The 16,601-nt window shown below is 58.1% G+C and carries 12 protein-coding genes; 9 read left to right on the top strand and 3 right to left on the bottom strand.

Features of this window, described 5'->3' with window-relative positions; translation table 11 throughout:
* Positions 1-36: 36 nt before the first annotated feature.
* Both AU11_RS05645 and AU11_RS05640 read right to left on the bottom strand, forming a co-directional pair.
* Positions 37-2,763, bottom strand: coding sequence for a TonB-dependent receptor (locus AU11_RS05645; RefSeq protein WP_043317082.1), 2,727 nt, complete (start codon positions 2,761-2,763; stop codon positions 37-39).
* 296 nt (positions 2,764-3,059) lie between these two features.
* On the bottom strand, positions 3,060-5,213 hold the full coding sequence (locus AU11_RS05640; protein WP_051686984.1) for a carbohydrate-binding protein: 2,154 nt from the start codon (positions 5,211-5,213) through the stop codon (positions 3,060-3,062).
* A gap of 186 nt (positions 5,214-5,399) precedes the next feature.
* Here AU11_RS05640 and AU11_RS05635 point away from each other — a divergent pair, with 186 nt between their 5' ends.
* Positions 5,400-6,575: an AraC family transcriptional regulator gene (locus AU11_RS05635; protein ID WP_043317080.1), complete on the top strand. Its 1,176-nt coding sequence runs from the start codon at positions 5,400-5,402 to the stop codon at positions 6,573-6,575.
* A gap of 25 nt (positions 6,576-6,600) precedes the next feature.
* Here AU11_RS05635 and AU11_RS18010 read toward each other — a convergent pair whose 3' ends face one another.
* Positions 6,601-8,157: an endo-1,4-beta-xylanase gene (locus AU11_RS18010; protein ID WP_231491594.1), complete on the bottom strand. Its 1,557-nt coding sequence runs from the start codon at positions 8,155-8,157 to the stop codon at positions 6,601-6,603.
* A 280-nt stretch (positions 8,158-8,437) separates the two neighbouring features.
* Between AU11_RS18010 and tilS the strand changes: the two genes are divergently transcribed.
* The 8 genes from tilS to truD all read left to right on the top strand — a co-directional run bounded on the left by tilS (position 8,438) and on the right by truD (position 16,512).
* Complete coding sequence (gene tilS / locus AU11_RS05625; RefSeq protein WP_231491592.1) at positions 8,438-9,739, top strand: tRNA lysidine(34) synthetase TilS; 1,302 nt, start codon at positions 8,438-8,440, stop codon at positions 9,737-9,739.
* Between the two features lie 124 nt (positions 9,740-9,863).
* Positions 9,864-11,492, top strand: a complete 1,629-nt coding sequence (locus AU11_RS05620; RefSeq protein ID WP_043317078.1) for a CTP synthase — start codon at positions 9,864-9,866, stop codon at positions 11,490-11,492.
* Between the two features lie 20 nt (positions 11,493-11,512).
* Positions 11,513-12,358, top strand: coding sequence for a 3-deoxy-8-phosphooctulonate synthase (gene kdsA, locus AU11_RS05615; protein ID WP_043317076.1), 846 nt, complete (start codon positions 11,513-11,515; stop codon positions 12,356-12,358).
* Positions 12,359-12,456: 98 nt separating this feature from the next.
* Positions 12,457-13,743 (top strand): phosphopyruvate hydratase, encoded by a 1,287-nt coding sequence (gene eno, locus AU11_RS05610; RefSeq protein ID WP_043317074.1) that lies wholly within the window; start codon positions 12,457-12,459, stop codon positions 13,741-13,743.
* Between the two features lie 225 nt (positions 13,744-13,968).
* Positions 13,969-14,283, top strand: a complete 315-nt coding sequence (locus tag AU11_RS05605; RefSeq protein WP_043317072.1) for a septum formation initiator family protein — start codon at positions 13,969-13,971, stop codon at positions 14,281-14,283.
* Positions 14,280-15,035 (top strand): 2-C-methyl-D-erythritol 4-phosphate cytidylyltransferase, encoded by a 756-nt coding sequence (gene ispD / locus AU11_RS05600; RefSeq protein ID WP_051686983.1) that lies wholly within the window; start codon positions 14,280-14,282, stop codon positions 15,033-15,035. Before AU11_RS05605 ends, ispD begins: the two co-directional genes overlap by 4 nt.
* Positions 15,032-15,514: a 2-C-methyl-D-erythritol 2,4-cyclodiphosphate synthase gene (gene ispF / locus AU11_RS05595; protein WP_043317070.1), complete on the top strand. Its 483-nt coding sequence runs from the start codon at positions 15,032-15,034 to the stop codon at positions 15,512-15,514. The genes ispD and ispF overlap by 4 nt, the downstream gene beginning before the upstream one ends.
* A gap of 5 nt (positions 15,515-15,519) precedes the next feature.
* The gene (gene truD / locus AU11_RS05590; RefSeq protein WP_051687074.1) at positions 15,520-16,512 is read left to right on the top strand and encodes a tRNA pseudouridine(13) synthase TruD; all 993 of its coding nucleotides are present in this window, start codon (positions 15,520-15,522) and stop codon (positions 16,510-16,512) included.
* Positions 16,513-16,601: the final 89 nt, after the last annotated feature.

Raw genomic sequence — 16,601 nt, 5'->3', positions numbered from 1 at the left:
ATCTGTGGTGAGGGCAAGCGACGATGACGATTGCGGTTAGAAGTTGTAGTTGCCGCGAATACCGTAGAAACGCGGCATGGAAACCGGGCCCTTGATTACGCCGTCGCCACCACCGGCCCAGTAGGTTTCTTTCTGGTCGGTGAGGTTGTAAACAAAGGCTTCTACATTCCACTTGTTGTCCGGTGCTTCCAGCTTGAGGGTACTGTTTACACTGTGGAATGCCGGGCGCACATCGCTGAACGCGCCCGGGGTTTCTGTGGCAAAAACGTCGTAGTGTTTATCCACGTTCTGGAAGGTGTGGTAGGACTTGTCCCGCCAGAAGTAGCTAAGGTGAGGGACAATGGCAAAGCCATTGTTGAAGCGGAAGGTGTGGGTGTAATTCAGCTTGGCGCTGAGTTTTGGTGACGCCGCCAGCTCGTTGCCTTTCAGATTGACCTTCATGGCGTCGTTGTCTGGGTTGGTGGCCGCTCCGTGGTCCACTTCGAACAGATCGGTAGCGGCGAAATCCCAGTGATAAATAAAATCGCTGGTGATTTCGGTATCCAGCCAGGTGACGTAACCGTCGAAGCGGCCGTTTTCGATGGGTGCCCAGTCAAACTCCACTTCCAGGCCCTTGATAACGGCGGTGCCGATATTGTCGGTCTGGAATACGGTTTGGGTTTCGGTGGTGATTTCGCCGGTCAGCTCACCGGTGTCATCGGCCCGCTCTTCCACATAGTAGGGGAAGATACCCTTGGCAGAGGCCGCCTGCATATCCTCGTAATCGCTGTAGAACAGGGTGGCCATCACATTCAGGCTGCCATCCAGGTAGGTGCCTTTGCTGCCCAGCTCGTAGGTAGTAACGACTTCAGGGTCGTAAGTATTGCGGTGACGCTCTTTGATGATGCGATCACCGTTGTCGTCGAGGAGATATTCAGCGGTGGCAGGGTCCTGTTCGTACTGCACGAAGACATCGCCGATGCCGCCGGATTTGAAGCCGTTGGCGACATAGCCGAATACCATCAGGTCGTCGTTGACGATGTAATCCAGGCCCAAACGGTAGTTGGTGAAATCCCAGCTGCCTTTGGTCTGGTTGTCACTGACCGCCGTGTAGATACCGGCGTCGTCGAAGTAGTCCGTGGGCAGCTGATTGAACGCGTCGCGGTCCCAGGCGGGGAAGCAGGCTTCGCCGGTTTGTGGGTTGATGGTATCGCCGTTACAGGCCATGTTGCGGCCACCCACGTCCTGCTTGGTGTCTTCGGTGTAGCGCACACCGACTGTAGCGTTCAACCGATCAGTGAGTGCGTAGGTGCCCTGGGTAAAGAAGGCTTGGGACTTGAGGGTACGATTGGGCTGGTTCCAATAATCCGCATTGGCGCCACTGTTGATCCAGCCGCCTTGCATATTGTTGTCTTCTTCAAAGTAGAAGGCGCCGGCGATCCACTGCAGCGGACCGGAGCCGGTGGACTGCAACTGGAGCTCGTGAGACTGGGAGGTAAACGTGGCGTCGCGGAAGAAAATGGACATGTCCCAGCCGGTGATACCGCGATCCTGGTCGGAATGCTGGGAGCGCACCTGCTCTGACCAGCCGGCGTTGTACACCAGCGCGAGTTCTTCGGAGAGATCCCAGCTCAGGTTGGAGCGAATGGATTCAATATTTAGGTCGAGGAAACCGGGCACACTGACGTTGACGGTAAAGTCGTCGGCACCGGGGCCGTACACGCTTTCACAGCCCAGCTGACCGGGTACCGGTGTGGCGGAAATATTGCCGTCTGCATCCAGGTAGTTGCCATCGCCGTCTTTGCGGATACGCTGGGCGGCCATGTCACAATTGAGTGTGTCGGCACCGCCGGCGCTGTCGTCCTGGAATTGCTCATAGGCGAGCATCCACGACAGGGTTTCGCTGGGCTCCCACAGGGCACTCACACGGAAGGCGTACTGGTCAGAGTTGTTGTAGAAGTCGGATGGATCGGCCTTGACCAGTTCCTGGACTTCACCGCTGCCCCAGCGTTCGCGCTGGCGCAGGCTGCGGTCTTCATCGGCGCCGGTGTAGACCGGCGCATTCTGGACTTCTTCCGGCAGGTAGCGCACGTCCCACTGGTTGGGATCGTAGTAGCCGTCCAGGTAGGAATCCCGGGTTTCCTGCATGAACGAGGCGCGTAGGGCGAAGGTCTCGCTCACCGGTAAATTGATCATGCCGCGGGTCTGCTGGTGATTCCAGCGGCCGGCCTCGATGCCGACAGACGCATCGAACTCGTTGAAGTCCGGGCGCTTGGAAATGATATTGACGTTACCCACGGTGGAGTTGCGTCCGAACAGGGTACCCTGGGGGCCGCGCATGGCTTCCACCCGCTCCACATCAAACATCAGCGCCATGGCGCCCTGGGGACGGGGGGAGTAAATACCGTCCAGGTGCAGGCCGACGGAAGGATCGCCCAGCTCGGTGATATTAGTGGAACGCACGCCGCGCATGGCGACCACCGGTGCGGTCTGCGAGGAATCCATGGAGATTTCCATGTTCGGCACCATTTGTGCCATATCCTTGATATTGGTCAGGCCTTCCCGGTCCAGTTTCTCCTGCGAAAAGGCGGTGATGGAAATCGGGGTTTCCATCAGATTGGTCTCCCGTTTGGTGGCCGTCACGACCACTTCTTCCAGGGCGGAAACGTCCTGGCTGCCGACCTGAGTATTCAGTGGCTCCTGTTGCGCATCTTGCTGCGCATAGGCGAAGCCTGAGTTCACCAGCGCTACGGAGAGCGCCAGAGGCTTGTGCAGTCTCTTCATCGGTATTCCTCTCATGTTTATTGTTTTCGGCCGCCAACGTGGGCGACGGAGGAAATTTGCCAAATGCCTTGCGGGCGGGCGTCCGGTTGCGGTTATTCGAACGCAAAATACGGGATTTTTTTGACGTTCGACTATCCTACGTGCACTCGAACGTCGAGTAAATCCCTAAAAATCAATGACTTAGGGGTTTTGGTTACCTTGGGGCTGCGCTGTTTTGGCAGATGAAAGAAGGGCCGCCAGCGTGTGCATTGCGGCCCATCAAGGTGATAGAGAGAAGGGAGACTTGTTAGCGGCGGTTAGTTTTCAAACAGCCATAGCTGATTGTCGCCCCCGTGGTATTCCCACTGCTGAATATTGGCGCCGGCGCTGTCGGACCCGTCCTGTACATCCAGAGATTTCCCGCTCAGCTCGGACAGGATGCGGAACTGGTTGCCAGAGACCGGTTCGACAATCCAGTGCTGGTTGGCGCCACCACCGTATTCCCATTGCTGGATGTTGGCTCCGTTGTCGCTGGAGACACCCTGTACATCCAGGGCCAGGCCGCTATAGCGGCTTTCAATCCGGTAGCTGCCATTGCTGAGGGTGGTGACCTGCCAGCGCTGGCTGCCACCCTGGATCACATTGCCGCCGTTACTGGTGGCATTGCTGGCAACGCCCAGCAATAGGCCGCTCGCCAGGTTGCGGATCTGGTATTCGCCATCGGCAATGTAGCCAGATGGCGGTGGGGTGGGGTCCTCGGGTTCTTCCTCGCCTCCTCCCACTGACAGCTCGAACCAGTTCAGGTTGAACCCGGGGCCTGTGACTTCCAGGCGCAGGGTCTGGGTACCCGCGGTCAGGTTGATGGTGGTGGAAACCGATTGCCAGCTCTGCCAGCCGCCCGTGTCGGGGAGATTGGTATCGGTCACTGGCGTACTGTCGGCCAGAAGTCGCAGCTGCCCGCTATTGGCGGTGCTGGCGATACGGTAAGTCAGTGTGTATTCACCATCCTGCGGAATCTCGACGCGGTAATCCAGCCAGTCGCCGCTATCGGTCCAGCCCGCATTCTGACCACCACCGTTATCCGCGGTATCTTCCAGCTGGATACCCTGCATCGCACAGAAACTTTCTGCCTCGATACGACCTATGGTGTGAGGACTGGTTTCAATGCACTCGGGAGTGGTGGGGCCGCCACCGGAACTGCCACCAGTGCCCGCATGGATCGCATCGTAAAAGCCCTGGTGCCACTGCACATTACTGGCGCCGTTGCCGATATGGTTCTGGGCGAAGTCGATCATTCCCGAATAGGCATTGGCCGGCGGTGTGCCGCCATGATTGATGTAGTCGACCACGGCGCTGTAGATCGCGTTGGGCTGGATGGTCCACAGAGTGCGGTGGTGACTCATCTTCTTGAAAGACCAGGGAAACTGTCCCGCTATATTCTCCATCGACCAGTCGGTGAGCTGGCGTAGGATGTCATTGGTGTCTTCACCATACTCCCCGAGGATCAATGGCACACCCATGGCGTCGGTGCGCGCCGCGCGCGGATAGAGGTCGGGAATCCAGCCGGCATTGCCGAACACATAGTGATGGGTCTGGTACACCAGGTTGTGGTCCCAGCGGGCGCTGATACCGGTATTGGTCTGGGTGTCAGAGTCTGTCCAGTCAATTTTCTGTATATCCGACCCCCACCAGCTGCCTTCGGCGATGATGGCGTGGTTACTGTCCACTTCGCGGATGGCATCGCGCATGGCGATCAGGGAGGGGAGCAGCTCGTATTCCCGTCCGGCCTGGGGCACCGGCTCGTTGATCAGGTCATAACCCCAGATCACCGGTTCCTCTTTATAGCGGTTGGCGATGTGTCGCCACACCTGGCTGGCAATCTGCACGTTGTTGCCGTCCCAGAATTTGACCGAGTCACGTGGCTGGCCCGCATTGGAATCCATATTGTCACTGTGGTCGCCGGGGTTCTGGTAGCCGGGGGCCGCGTGCATATCCAGCAGCACATAAATGTCGTGGGTGCGGCAGAACTCGATCAGGCGATCGAAATACTGGAAGCCATGGTCCGACAACTGCCCGTTTTCCCAGAAAAGGTTGTAGTGAAAAGGCACCCGCACGGTGTTGAAACCCAGGCTTTTCAGGTCTGCGATTTCCCGTTCGGTCACGTAGTGCATGCGCCACTGGTGTTCGAACTCCTTGGCCTGTGCCATGCTGCCAAAGGTGTCGGCAAGGCTGTTCAGGAACTGGGTGTGGGTCCGGTAGTTGAAGTCACCCATCATCAGGTAACCCTCCCACAACAGCCAGTTGCCGAGATTGATACCGTTTAGGTGGATGGGGTCACCATTACCGTCGACGATCTGGTTGCCATCGGTATGCAGGTACTGGGCTTGAGCGTCTTCTGTGGGGGTGAGCGGGGAGAGGAGAACCAGCAGTGTCAGAACACTGCCCAGTCCACTTGCGGTGTTAAATCTCATCATGCTTTCCTTTATTATCCATTTGATGTTGAGAGAAAAGGGCGATTGAGTCGCCAACTGCACCCTAAGAGGTGGAGACAATCCACGTCGTTCTGACGGCGTAAATTGTGTGGCATGTAGCGAGCCGAACCCGTTCGGCTGCCCCACGGGATTCGAACGCCCCGGTTTTACTGGAAAATCATAAAAATGAGCCAGGTCTTGTTTAATTTTCACGATGTGGTACTGCTGATGACGGCTATGCAGTGCCTGTTTTTTGCGGTACTGCTACTGGCCACAAACACCGGTAGGCAGACCAGTACCTATTTCCTCGCCGCCTTTCTGTTTGCGCACGCCTTTATTCCGCTCCACGAACTGGTGCTGTGGGGCGCGGAATTCAAATTTGCGGTGCGCGAGTGGTTGCCGCAGGTCTATTTCCTCGGCGGTTTTGCCTATTACCTGGATGGCATGCTGCTGTTCTTCTGCGTGAAATCCCTGATCTTTCGCGACTTTCAGCTGCGTCCCCGTGACGGGGTGCACCTGCTGCCATTCGCGCTCGCGCTGGTATATATGAGTGCGGTGTTCTTCCGCCTGCCTCTGGAGCAGCGGTTGGAACTGATCAACAGTGAAACCCTGGTGTATGGCTGGCACTACGTATTGGTGGAGTTTTTGTGCAAAGGGCTGCGAGTGGCGTACTGCCTGTGGTCTTTGTGGCTGATCGTCAATTACATCCAGCGCCTGAAAAGCACGCATTCGAATGTGGAACGGGTGGATGTTGCCTGGGTCCGGTTTCTGGTGGCCGGGTTTATGCTGGTGATGTTGGTAGAGGCGTTGCTGAGCGTGGTCAAGATATTCGGCCTGTATCAGCACTACGACCTGGGGGTGTTTGAACGGATCGGGCTGACTGGCTATTACATCGTCTTTATGCTGGTGAACCTGCTGGTATTTACCGGCGTGCGTTATTTTGCCGGTTTCGAATCCGTGCGTGAGCCAGATAAATCGCGCAAGGCGGCCGGTGAGCAACAGGTGTGCAACCCGGCGCTGGCGGAGGAGATCGACCGCAAGATGCTTGCCGAAAAATTCTACCTGCAGCCTGATGTGACCATCGATTTACTGGCGGAAAATCTTGGTGTACCGACGCGGGATCTGTCGATGATCCTCAACCGGCACTTCGAGGTGAACTTTTACGAATTCATCAATCGCTACCGCATTCGGGAAGCCATGCGTCTGTTGCGCAGCTCCGATGGTGAAGGCAAAACCATTACCGATATCTATCTCGAGGTCGGTTTTAACAGTAAATCGGTATTCAATACTTTTTTCAAAAAGGCTGCCGGAATGACGCCGTCCCAGTATCGCCGGGCCGACGTCACTCCCGAGACGGCGTGAGGGTGTACACTGCCGGTTTATGGGGCTATTGTCCCGTCAGCGCCTCGGCAACCCCCTCCAGTGCGGGCTTTTCTTCGTAAGGGCCATTGGCGGGGCCGCTGAACAGCAGTGGCCAGTCTTCCACGCCCTGCCAGTTTTCAAAATCCAGTATCCAACTGTCGCCATCCCAGAGACCCCAGACAGAGATCCCTCCTCGCAACGCCGGCGGCACCTCCTCCAGATACGTTTGTACGACGGCCTTGTAGCGGGCTTTCTGCAAGGCCGCGGCTTCCGGGGTGAACTGGGTGTGCTGCGGGAATGGCGCGGAGGAATAGGGATTGTTTACCGGTATATCCAATTCAGTGATTTTTACCTTGAGTCCGCGTTCGACGATGGCCTGAAAGGCGCTGCGCAAATGATCGGTGGTGGGCCAGTCGATCTGTATGTGCATCTGCAGACCGACCCCGTCAATCGGAATGCCGTCCGCCTGCATTTCGTCCAGCATGGTCAGCAGGCAGCTGAACTTGGCGCTGTTGCCTCCGGAAATACTGTAATCGTTGTAATAGAGGTCCGCAGTCGGGTCTGCGCTATCTGCGGCAATAAACGCCTCACTGACGTAGTCCCGCCCCAGCCGCTGGTAAAACAGCGTATCCCGGTAGCAATTGGGCTGGGTCTCATCCAGTACTTCATTTACCACGTCCCAGCTCACCACGCGGCCCGCGAAATGGTCGGCGATGGTGGCCACGTGGGTATTGAGCATGGACCGGAAATCGCCGTTGTAGCTCTTCATCCAGTCGGGTACCTGGTACTCGTGGTGCCAGATGAATGTGTGGCCGTGCACGCTCAGACCATTGGTGAGTGCCCAGTCCACCATCCGATCTGCATCGGTAAAGTCGTAGGTATTTTCGGCCGGGTGCAGAAAACGCATTTTCATGATGTTTTCCGCAGTGATCTGGCTGAAGTGCTGGCGAATGGTGATTTCCTGCTGAGGGATTTTCAGAAAGCTGCGCGCACTGTCACCGGCGGCGACCGCGACACCGATCGGGAAAGACGCCAGGCTGTACAGGTGGTCGGTGGAGCCGCCCGAACTGGACGAGCTACTGGAACTGGACGACCCACTTGAGCTGGATGAGCCACTGGAACTGGAAGAACCGCCGGAGCTGGACGAAGAGCTGCTGGATGAACCGCCCGATGACGAGCCGCCGTCGCACAGGGCGCCACTCACCGTAGGGGTTTCCGCGAAACTGCCAGAGGTTCCCTGAAAGCCGAATTCCGCCATCTGCCCCGGCAGCAGGCTGCCGTTCCACGATACATTGCTGGCGGTATAGGGATTGTCGCCCTGGACTTCGGCATTCCAGGCATTGGTGACACGATTGTCTCCAGAGTACTGCCACTGCACCTGCCAGTTCTGCACTGGGACGGGGGAATCGTTGGTGACACGCACATGGGCGACAAAGCCGGATCCCCAGTCGTTGCTGACGCTGTATTCACAGCCCGCAAACGCATTGCCCGCTGCGCTGGTACAAGCCGCCAGCAACAGTGGCGTAAGCCATCGGATCTGGTGTTTAAGGCGATGGTGGCCCGGGTGGGGGTGGTTACGCACACATCCTGCTTCTTTATGTATCTGCATCGCTATCCTGTTCTCTTAATATTGTTGATTTCGATGTGACTGCCTGACTGGCTGTGCCCGGGAATGCTGGACACATGCTGGTGACGTGTGAATGGTGTGGCCCGGGCCGCCCGCTGTACCGGTTTTGTGCACCAGATCTATAAATGGTCGCCTGCGACAACTTTTCCCGGTAGTTCGGAAGGTACCGGGTAGATGCGGGCAAGGTGTGGTTTGGCCGGGTATACTCGCGGCAAATCCCGTCTGGAATTCGTGTGTGACGCCCCCCACTGAGCAACTGAACGAAATGCTGAGCCGCTCTCTGAAGCGCTATCCTGCTTCGGGCCGGCTGTGGCTGGGCTATTCTGGAGGTCTGGATTCGTCCGTATTGCTGTATCTGTTGGTAGATGCACAGGTGCCGGTGACGGCGGTGTATATTCATCACGGCCTGAGTCCGGAGGCGGGTGCCTGGCAAAATCATTGTCAGGCAGTGGCGGCCCAGTTGGGGGTGCCTTTTGTGGCCCGCCATGTGCAGGTGGATCACGGAGACGGTGGGATGGAGCAGGGCGCACGGAATGCCCGCTACCGCGCATTTGACCAATTGATGGACGCAGGGGATCAACTTCTGCTGGCACATCACAGTGATGATCAGGCCGAAACTTTTTTATTGCGCCTATTGCGCGGTGCCGGGGTGCGGGGGTTGGGTGCCATACCGGAACACCGTGCCTTTGGCGACCGGCGGACGGAGAAGAGCCTGCTGCGACCATTGTTGAAGGCAACTCGATCGGAGCTTGAGTCCTATGCCCGCGACCACAGGTTGACCTGGATCCAGGACGAGAGCAATACAGACCTCGCAATCGACCGGAATTACCTTCGTAACCGGGTGCTTCCCATTATTAGCGAACGCTGGCCAGTTCAAGCTCGCGTGGAGCAGGCCTCGGAAAACCTGCGCGAGGCTGCTGAACTCTTACAGAACCTGGCCAATGAAGACCTGCAGCGGTGTGAATACCGGCAGGAGTTATTTGGTCACAGTGTCGACCTGGGGGGCTTCTCCTCACTCACCGAGGCGCGTCGCAAGAACCTATTGCGGGGCTGGCTGGCACACCTGGGATCCAGAATGCCGGAAGCCTCGCACCTGGTTCAGGCGCTGCAACAGGTTGGGGCGGTCGATGATGCCGCTCCAGAAGTTGTGCTTGGTGAATGGGTACTGCGCCGCTATCGCGATCGCCTGTTTCTTACACCACAATTGCAACCTTTCCATGGTATTGATGGGGGCGAGATCAAGTGGGATGGATCTGGCGAGCTGAACTTGCCGGGGAGCTGGGGCTTGCTGCCAAGCCCGGGCTGGCCAGTGGCAGACTATCGGGTTCGTTTCCGGGTAGGTGGCGAAAGGGCCAAACCGCGAGAACGCCATCACTCCCAGACCCTGAAAAAGCTGCTGCAGGAGTATGGCCTTCCTCCCTGGCTGCGAGATCGGGTGCCGCTGGTCTATCGGGGCGAGACCCTGGTGTCCGTGGGCGATCTTTTCGTCACCGGGGAAGGGCCGCCGCAACCGCCAATCTGGCGGTTTTTAGATTGAGCAGAAACGGCCTTTCTGGTAGTCTGGCGTCCCATCTCAAAGGCACCGGGTTGCGCGAGCTGCGCCCCCAGAGCCAGTCCCGCACGCCCGTACCCGTCGGGCATTCAACTGACCAAGGTTTTGCATGACGCGCTATATATTTGTCACTGGCGGCGTGGTTTCCTCATTGGGGAAAGGTATCGCCTCCGCTTCTCTGGCTGCTATTCTCGAAGCCCGTGGCCTCAAGGTCACCATCCTGAAGCTAGACCCTTATATCAACGTTGACCCGGGCACCATGAGCCCTTTCCAGCACGGCGAGGTCTATGTGACCGAAGATGGCGCCGAGACGGATCTGGACCTGGGCCACTACGAGCGCTTCATCCGCACGCGCATGTCCAAGCGCAACAACTTCACCACCGGCCGTGTATACGAAACCGTGCTGCGCAAAGAGCGCCGCGGTGATTACTTGGGCGGCACCGTACAGGTGATCCCGCACATCACTGACGAGATCAAGCGCCGCGTGATTGAAGGCGGCCGCGATGTGGATGTCGCCATCGTCGAGATTGGTGGCACCGTTGGTGATATCGAATCCCAGCCATTCCTGGAGTCCGTGCGCCAGCTGCGCGTGGAGATGGGGACCAACCGTGCTCTGCTGATGCATCTGAGCTACGTGCCCTATATCGCCACCGCCGGTGAAACCAAAACCAAGCCGACCCAGCACTCGGTGAAAGAGCTGCGCTCCATCGGCCTGCAGCCGGACATTCTGCTATGCCGCTCCGAGCGCGCCATCGACGACGATTCCCGCCGCAAGATTGCGCTGTTCACCAACGTGGAAGAGCGCGCGGTGGTGCCGCTACCCGACGCCAAGACCATTTACGGTGTTCCACGTATGCTGCACGAATACGGTCTGGACGAGATCGTGGTGGAAAAACTCCAGCTGGAAACCGATGCACCGGACCTGTCCGAGTGGGACGAGGTGGTCGACGGCAAGCTGAACCCGCAGCACGAAATCAAGATTGCCATGGTTGGCAAATACATGGAGCTGCTGGACGCGTATAAATCCCTGATCGAATCCCTGGTACACGCCGGCATCAAAAACCGCACCAAGGTCAATATCGACTTTATCAATGCGGAAGATGTGGAGGGCGAGAATGGCCTCGACCTGATCAAAGGCGCCGACGCGATTCTGGTGCCGGGCGGCTTCGGTGAGCGCGGCCTGGAAGGCAAGCTGGAATCCGTGCGTTACGCCCGTGAAAACAATGTGCCTTTCCTCGGTATCTGCCTGGGCCTGCAGTCCGTTGTGATCGAATATGCGCGCAACGTACTGAATTTGGAAGGCGCCAATAGTACCGAGTTTGACGCCAAGAGCCCGCACCCGGTGATCGGTCTGATTACCGAGTGGATCGACAGCGAAGGCAATATCGAGAAGCGTGACGAAAAATCTGACCTTGGCGGTACCATGCGCCTCGGTGGCCAGGAATGCCGCCTGGCCAAAGACTCTAAAGCCCGTGAAATTTACGGCAAAGACGTGATCGTAGAGCGCCACCGCCATCGCTACGAAGTGAACAACAATTACGTCGACCGCCTGCAGAAAGCCGGCCTGAAAATCGGTGGCTGGTCCGCCGACGACACCCTGGTGGAAATGGTCGAACTGCCGGAGCACAACTGGTTTGTCGCCTGTCAGTTCCACCCGGAATTCACTTCCACCCCGCGCGATGGCCACCCGCTGTTCGAAAGCTTTGTCGCCGCTGCGCTTAAGCACAAGCGGGTCTAAGGAAGCAGGCAGAATACGATATGAAGACAATTGCTGTGGGCAACCTGCAGGTTGCCAACGACAAGCCGTTCACCCTGTTTGGCGGCATGAACGTACTGGAATCCCGCGATATGGCCATGAAAGTGGCCGAGCACTACGTCAATGTGACGGACAAACTGGGAATCCCTTACGTATTTAAAGCCTCGTTTGACAAGGCCAACCGCTCTTCCATCCACAGCTACCGTGGCCCGGGGATGGAAGAGGGGCTGAAGATTTTTGAAGAGATCAAAAAGACCTTTGGCGTACCGCTGATCACTGACGTGCACGAGCCACACCAGGCCGCACCCGTTGCCGAGATCGTAGACGTAATACAGCTGCCCGCGTTCCTCGCCCGCCAGACCGACCTGGTTTCCGCCATGGCCGCTACCGGTGCGGTGATCAACGTGAAAAAACCGCAGTTTATGAGCCCACCGCAAATCAAGAATGTGGTGGAAAAGTTCGCGGAAGGCGGTAACGAAAATATCATCTTGTGCGAGCGGGGTGCCTGCTTTGGCTACGACAACCTCGTCGTCGACATGCTCGGCTTCCGTACCATGATCGACTCCACCGGTGGTGCCCCGCTGATCTTTGACGTGACCCATTCGCTGCAGATGCGCGACCCGGGTGGCGCCGCCTCCGGCGGCCGCCGCGCCCAGGTCACGGAACTGGGCCGCGCGGGCCTCGCCATCGGCATCGCCGGTCTGTTCCTCGAGGCGCACCCGAACCCGAATAAAGCCCTGTGCGATGGCCCCAGCGCCTTGCCGCTGGAAAAGCTGGAACCGTTCCTGGCACAAATGAAGGCCGTGGACGACCTGGTGAAAAACTTCGAGCCGCTGGATACGAAGTAAAGACTGAATAACTAGAAAGAGCGGCCCAGAGAAGGCGGTCGCCAACCCCAAACCTCACAGATCAATAAATTCCGACTAACAAGGAGCCCGTTGTAAACATGAGCAAAATTGTTGCTGTTAAAGCTTTTGAAGTATTGGATTCTCGCGGTAACCCCACCGTAAACGCCGACGTGATTCTGGAATGCGGCGCGGTAGGATCCGCCTGCGCACCGTCCGGCGCCTCCACCGGCTCCCGCGAAGCGCTGGAACTGCGCGACGGCGACAAAAGCCGTTACCTGGGTAAAGGCGTACTGAAAGCGGTTGAAAACATCAACGGCGAAATCGCCAGCCTCCTGGTAGGCAAAGACGCCACCGACCAGCGCGCCCTCGACCAGGCCATGATCGACGCCGACGGTACCGAAAACAAGTCCAAGCTGGGTGCCAACGCCATCCTCGCCGTCTCCCTGGCTGCCGCCAAAGCCGCCGCCATCTCCAAGGGCATCCCCCTGTATCAGCACATTGCGGAAATCAACGGCACCGCCGGCGAATACACCCTGCCGGTACCCATGATGAACATCATCAATGGTGGTGAGCACGCCGACAACAATGTCGACATCCAGGAATTCATGATTCAGCCGGTGAAAGCCAAAACCTTCGCCGAAGCCCTGCGCCAGGGTGCCGAGATTTTCCACGCCCTGAAAAAAGTACTGTCCTCCCAGGGCCTGAACACCGCCGTAGGCGACGAAGGTGGCTTCGCTCCCAACCTACCGTCCAACGAAGGTGCACTGAAAGTCATCGCCGAAGCCGTTGAAGCCGCAGGCTACAAACTGGGCGACGACATCACCCTCGCCCTCGACTGCGCCTCTTCCGAATTCTACAAAGACGGCAAGTACAACCTGTCTGGTGAAGGCAAAGAATTCGATAGCGAAGGCTTCGCCTCCTACCTGCAGGAGCTGTCCGAAAACTACCCGATCATCTCCATCGAGGACGGCATGGACGAAAGCGACTGGGACGGCTGGAAAATCCTCACCGACAAAATTGGCGAGAAAGTACAGCTGGTTGGCGACGACCTGTTCGTAACCAACACCAAGATCCTGAAAGAAGGTATCGAAAAAGGCGTGGGTAACTCTATCCTGATCAAGTTCAACCAGATCGGCTCTTTGTCCGAAACCCTGGACGCGATCAAAATGGCCAAAGACGCCGGCTTCACCGCGGTAATCTCCCACCGCTCCGGTGAAACCGAAGACACCACCATCGCCGACCTGGCCGTTGCCACCGCTGCTGGCCAGATCAAAACCGGCTCTCTGTGCCGCTCCGACCGCGTAGCCAAGTACAACCGTCTGCTGCGCATCGAAGCCGAGCTGGAAGGCAAGGCGCCTTACCGCGGCATCGCTGAGTTCAAGTAATTCAGTAAGCCCGGTAAACTGGCTGGAACTCGTATCAGAGCATAGCGCTCTGATGCGAAGGCTGCGACGCCGGTAGTGGTTCGCTAGACCTTCACCGCCATGGATGGCGGTGCAGAGCCCCCATGGATGGGTTCACGGCGTGTCTAGCGAACCACTACCGGCGGCGGAGCCGCCACGGACCTACAACCGTGCGAACCGCGAAACGCCAGATAGAGAACAAAACAAATGAAATGGCTGCTGGCAATCCTCACAGTAATGCTGCTGGTCACCCAATATCGATTTTGGGTGGGCGAGGGCAGTTTTGCGGATGTGACCAGACTCGAACGGCAGCTTGAAGAACAGCAGCAGAAAAACGCTGCACTGGAGCGGGAAAACCGCCACCTCCTGCGGGAAGTCCGCAGCCTCAAAGAAGGCACCGACGGCGTCGAAGCCAAAGCCCGCTACGACCTCGGCCTCATCAAAGAAGGCGAAACCCTGTTTATTTTTCTCGACCAGGATAAGCACAAAAATCCTGCGCAGTCACAACGGGAAAAAGAATGACCACCGCCAGCAACCCAGCTGAAACAAATTACTGGGTCATCGTCCCCGCCGCCGGTTCCGGCAAGCGTATGGGCGCCAAAAAGCCCAAACAGTACCTGCCATTGAGCGGCAAACCCCTCATCGCCCACACCCTGGAAAATGTCCTCCAATGGCCGGGCATGAAAGGCATCGTCGTCGCCATCGCCGCCGACGACACAGAATTCAAAACACTGAACTGCGCACAAGATCCAAGAATCCAGACCGTCACTGGCGGCGCTGAACGCGCAGACTCCGTACTCGCCGCCCTCAAATTTCTGAGTGAACACCAACCCGCGGAAACTCCGGTATTAGTCCACGACGCCGCCAGGCCGTTAGTAAGCACTGACGATATTCAGCAACTCCTCGCCGCGTCCCCCATGGCCCTGCTCGCGCAACCCGCCAGCGATACCGTAAAACAGGCCACACAAAGCGAAGGAAAAAGTCGGGTCCGGCAAACCCTGCCCAGAGCCCAGATCTGGCTCGCGCAGACACCACAAAAAGCACCGCTGGGTGTGCTGCTGGAATGCCTTCAGCATGGCCTGCAGGAAAACCCAAACGCGATCACCGATGAAGCCAGCGCACTGGAATTGGCAGGCCACGCCCCTGAACTGGTAGCCGCCTGCCGCAGTAATTTTAAAGTTACCCATCCCGCCGACCTTATTCTGGCGGAGGCCCTGTTACGACACCGACAGCAACACAGGGCGGTTGAACCTACCTCTGGAAATACACTATGAGCCTCAGAATTGGCCAGGGCATCGACGTACACGCCTTCGGCCCCGGTGGTCACGTCGTCCTCGGCGGTGTCACCATCCCGCATGATAAGGGCCTCGTCGCCCACTCCGACGGCGATGTCCTGTTACACGCCCTCGCAGATGCCCTGCTCGGCGCGCTGGCGCTGGGCGATATCGGCAAACATTTTCCGGATACCGACGACGCTTACTCCGGTGCCGACAGCCGCGTGCTGTTGCGTCATGTGGTGGGGCTGATTCACCAGAAGGGTTATCGGCTGGTCAATGCGGACGCAACTCTGATCGCCCAAGCGCCGAAAATGGCCCCCCATATTGACGCCATGCGTGCAAACATCGCCGATGATTGCCAGGTGAGCGCCGACGCCATCAGCGTCAAGGCCACCACCAGCGAGAAGCTGGGATTCACCGGTCGAAAAGAAGGTATCGCCGCACAGGCGGTCGTACTGCTGGAAACGCTGTCGTGACAGAATTGCCACAAAGCTGGGACCTGAACTGGCCCCGCGCCCTCGGCGGCACGGCGATTCAGGCTGACTTCCGTACCGAGCCCGAAGACTTCGTGGTGGACGAACTCGCCGCCCCTGAGGCCGGAGAGGGCGAACATGTCTATCTGCATATCCGCAAACGCGGGGCTAATACCGGCTATGTCGCGCAACAGCTCGCGCAAATAGCGGGTGTTCAGAGTAATGATGTGGGCTTTTTCGGCCTCAAGGATCGCCATGCCGTCACCACCCAGTGGTTCAGTGTATGGCTGGCACAAAAGCCGGAACCGGACTGGAAGGCGCTGGATAACGAAGAGTTTCAGGTGCTGTGTTACTTTCGCGGTGCCCGCAAACTGCGCCGCGGCGAGCACTTGGGAAACCGATTCCAGATTCGCTTGCGCAATATCACCGGGGACACCGCGGCCGCGGAACAGGTGTTACACCAGATTCCCAATGGTGTGCCCAACTATTTTGGCGAACAGCGCTTTGGCCACAGCGGCGGTAATCTGGACCTGGTAGAAAAGGCGGTTGCCGATCAGCAGGCCGGCCAACGCCGGCGTATGCCGCGCAATCAGAAGGCCTTTGCACTGTCTGCCGCCCGTAGCTGGCTGTTCAATCAGGTGTTGGCTGCCAGAATCGGGCGGGACAACTGGTTGGCGTCCATTGATGGTGAGCCGGAGGCTAATCCCAGTGGCCCACTGTGGGGGCGGGGACGGAACGCGGCTACCGGTGAGCAACTGGTTCTGGAAGATGGCGCCATGGAGCCTTGGAAACCGTGGCAGGATTGGCTGGAACACGGCGGCCTAAGCCAGGAGCGGCGCCCGCTGGTGTTGGTGCCTCAGGGGTTCGCCTGGGAGTGGCAGGAACAGGAGGGGCGAAAGGATCTGTTGCTCTCCTTCGCATTACCACCGGGGACTTTCGCCACCGCACTGTTGCGCGAAGTGGCGGAACTGGCCAATCAAGCCGCCGCCGCAATAAAATAAACGGACACGCCTAAAATCTACTGCGCGTGCGCCTGGCGGCGTCCGGCGGTGCTCAGAATGCTCATGTACTAAAGTACACTGCGCTTCCT

This window comes from Microbulbifer sp. HZ11 (assembly GCF_000708675.1).
GTDB lineage: Bacteria > Pseudomonadota > Gammaproteobacteria > Pseudomonadales > Cellvibrionaceae > Microbulbifer.
This window is presented reverse-complemented; position numbering and strand designations above follow the sequence as displayed.

Excerpts from the sequence above, each read along its gene's own strand:
- ispF (WP_043317070.1), top strand. The coding sequence starts at position 15,032 with ATGAGCCTCAGAATTGGCCAGGGCATCGACGTACACGCCTTCGGCCCC.
- kdsA (WP_043317076.1), top strand. The coding sequence starts at position 11,513 with ATGAAGACAATTGCTGTGGGCAACCTGCAGGTTGCCAACGACAAGCCG.
- AU11_RS05605 (WP_043317072.1), top strand. The coding sequence starts at position 13,969 with ATGAAATGGCTGCTGGCAATCCTCACAGTAATGCTGCTGGTCACCCAA.
- AU11_RS05635 (WP_043317080.1), top strand. The coding sequence starts at position 5,400 with ATGAGCCAGGTCTTGTTTAATTTTCACGATGTGGTACTGCTGATGACG.
- eno (WP_043317074.1), top strand. The coding sequence starts at position 12,457 with ATGAGCAAAATTGTTGCTGTTAAAGCTTTTGAAGTATTGGATTCTCGC.
- AU11_RS05620 (WP_043317078.1), top strand. The coding sequence starts at position 9,864 with ATGACGCGCTATATATTTGTCACTGGCGGCGTGGTTTCCTCATTGGGG.
- AU11_RS05640 (WP_051686984.1), bottom strand. The coding sequence starts at position 5,213 with ATGAGATTTAACACCGCAAGTGGACTGGGCAGTGTTCTGACACTGCTG.
- AU11_RS05645 (WP_043317082.1), bottom strand. The coding sequence starts at position 2,763 with ATGAAGAGACTGCACAAGCCTCTGGCGCTCTCCGTAGCGCTGGTGAAC.
- ispD (WP_051686983.1), top strand. The coding sequence starts at position 14,280 with ATGACCACCGCCAGCAACCCAGCTGAAACAAATTACTGGGTCATCGTC.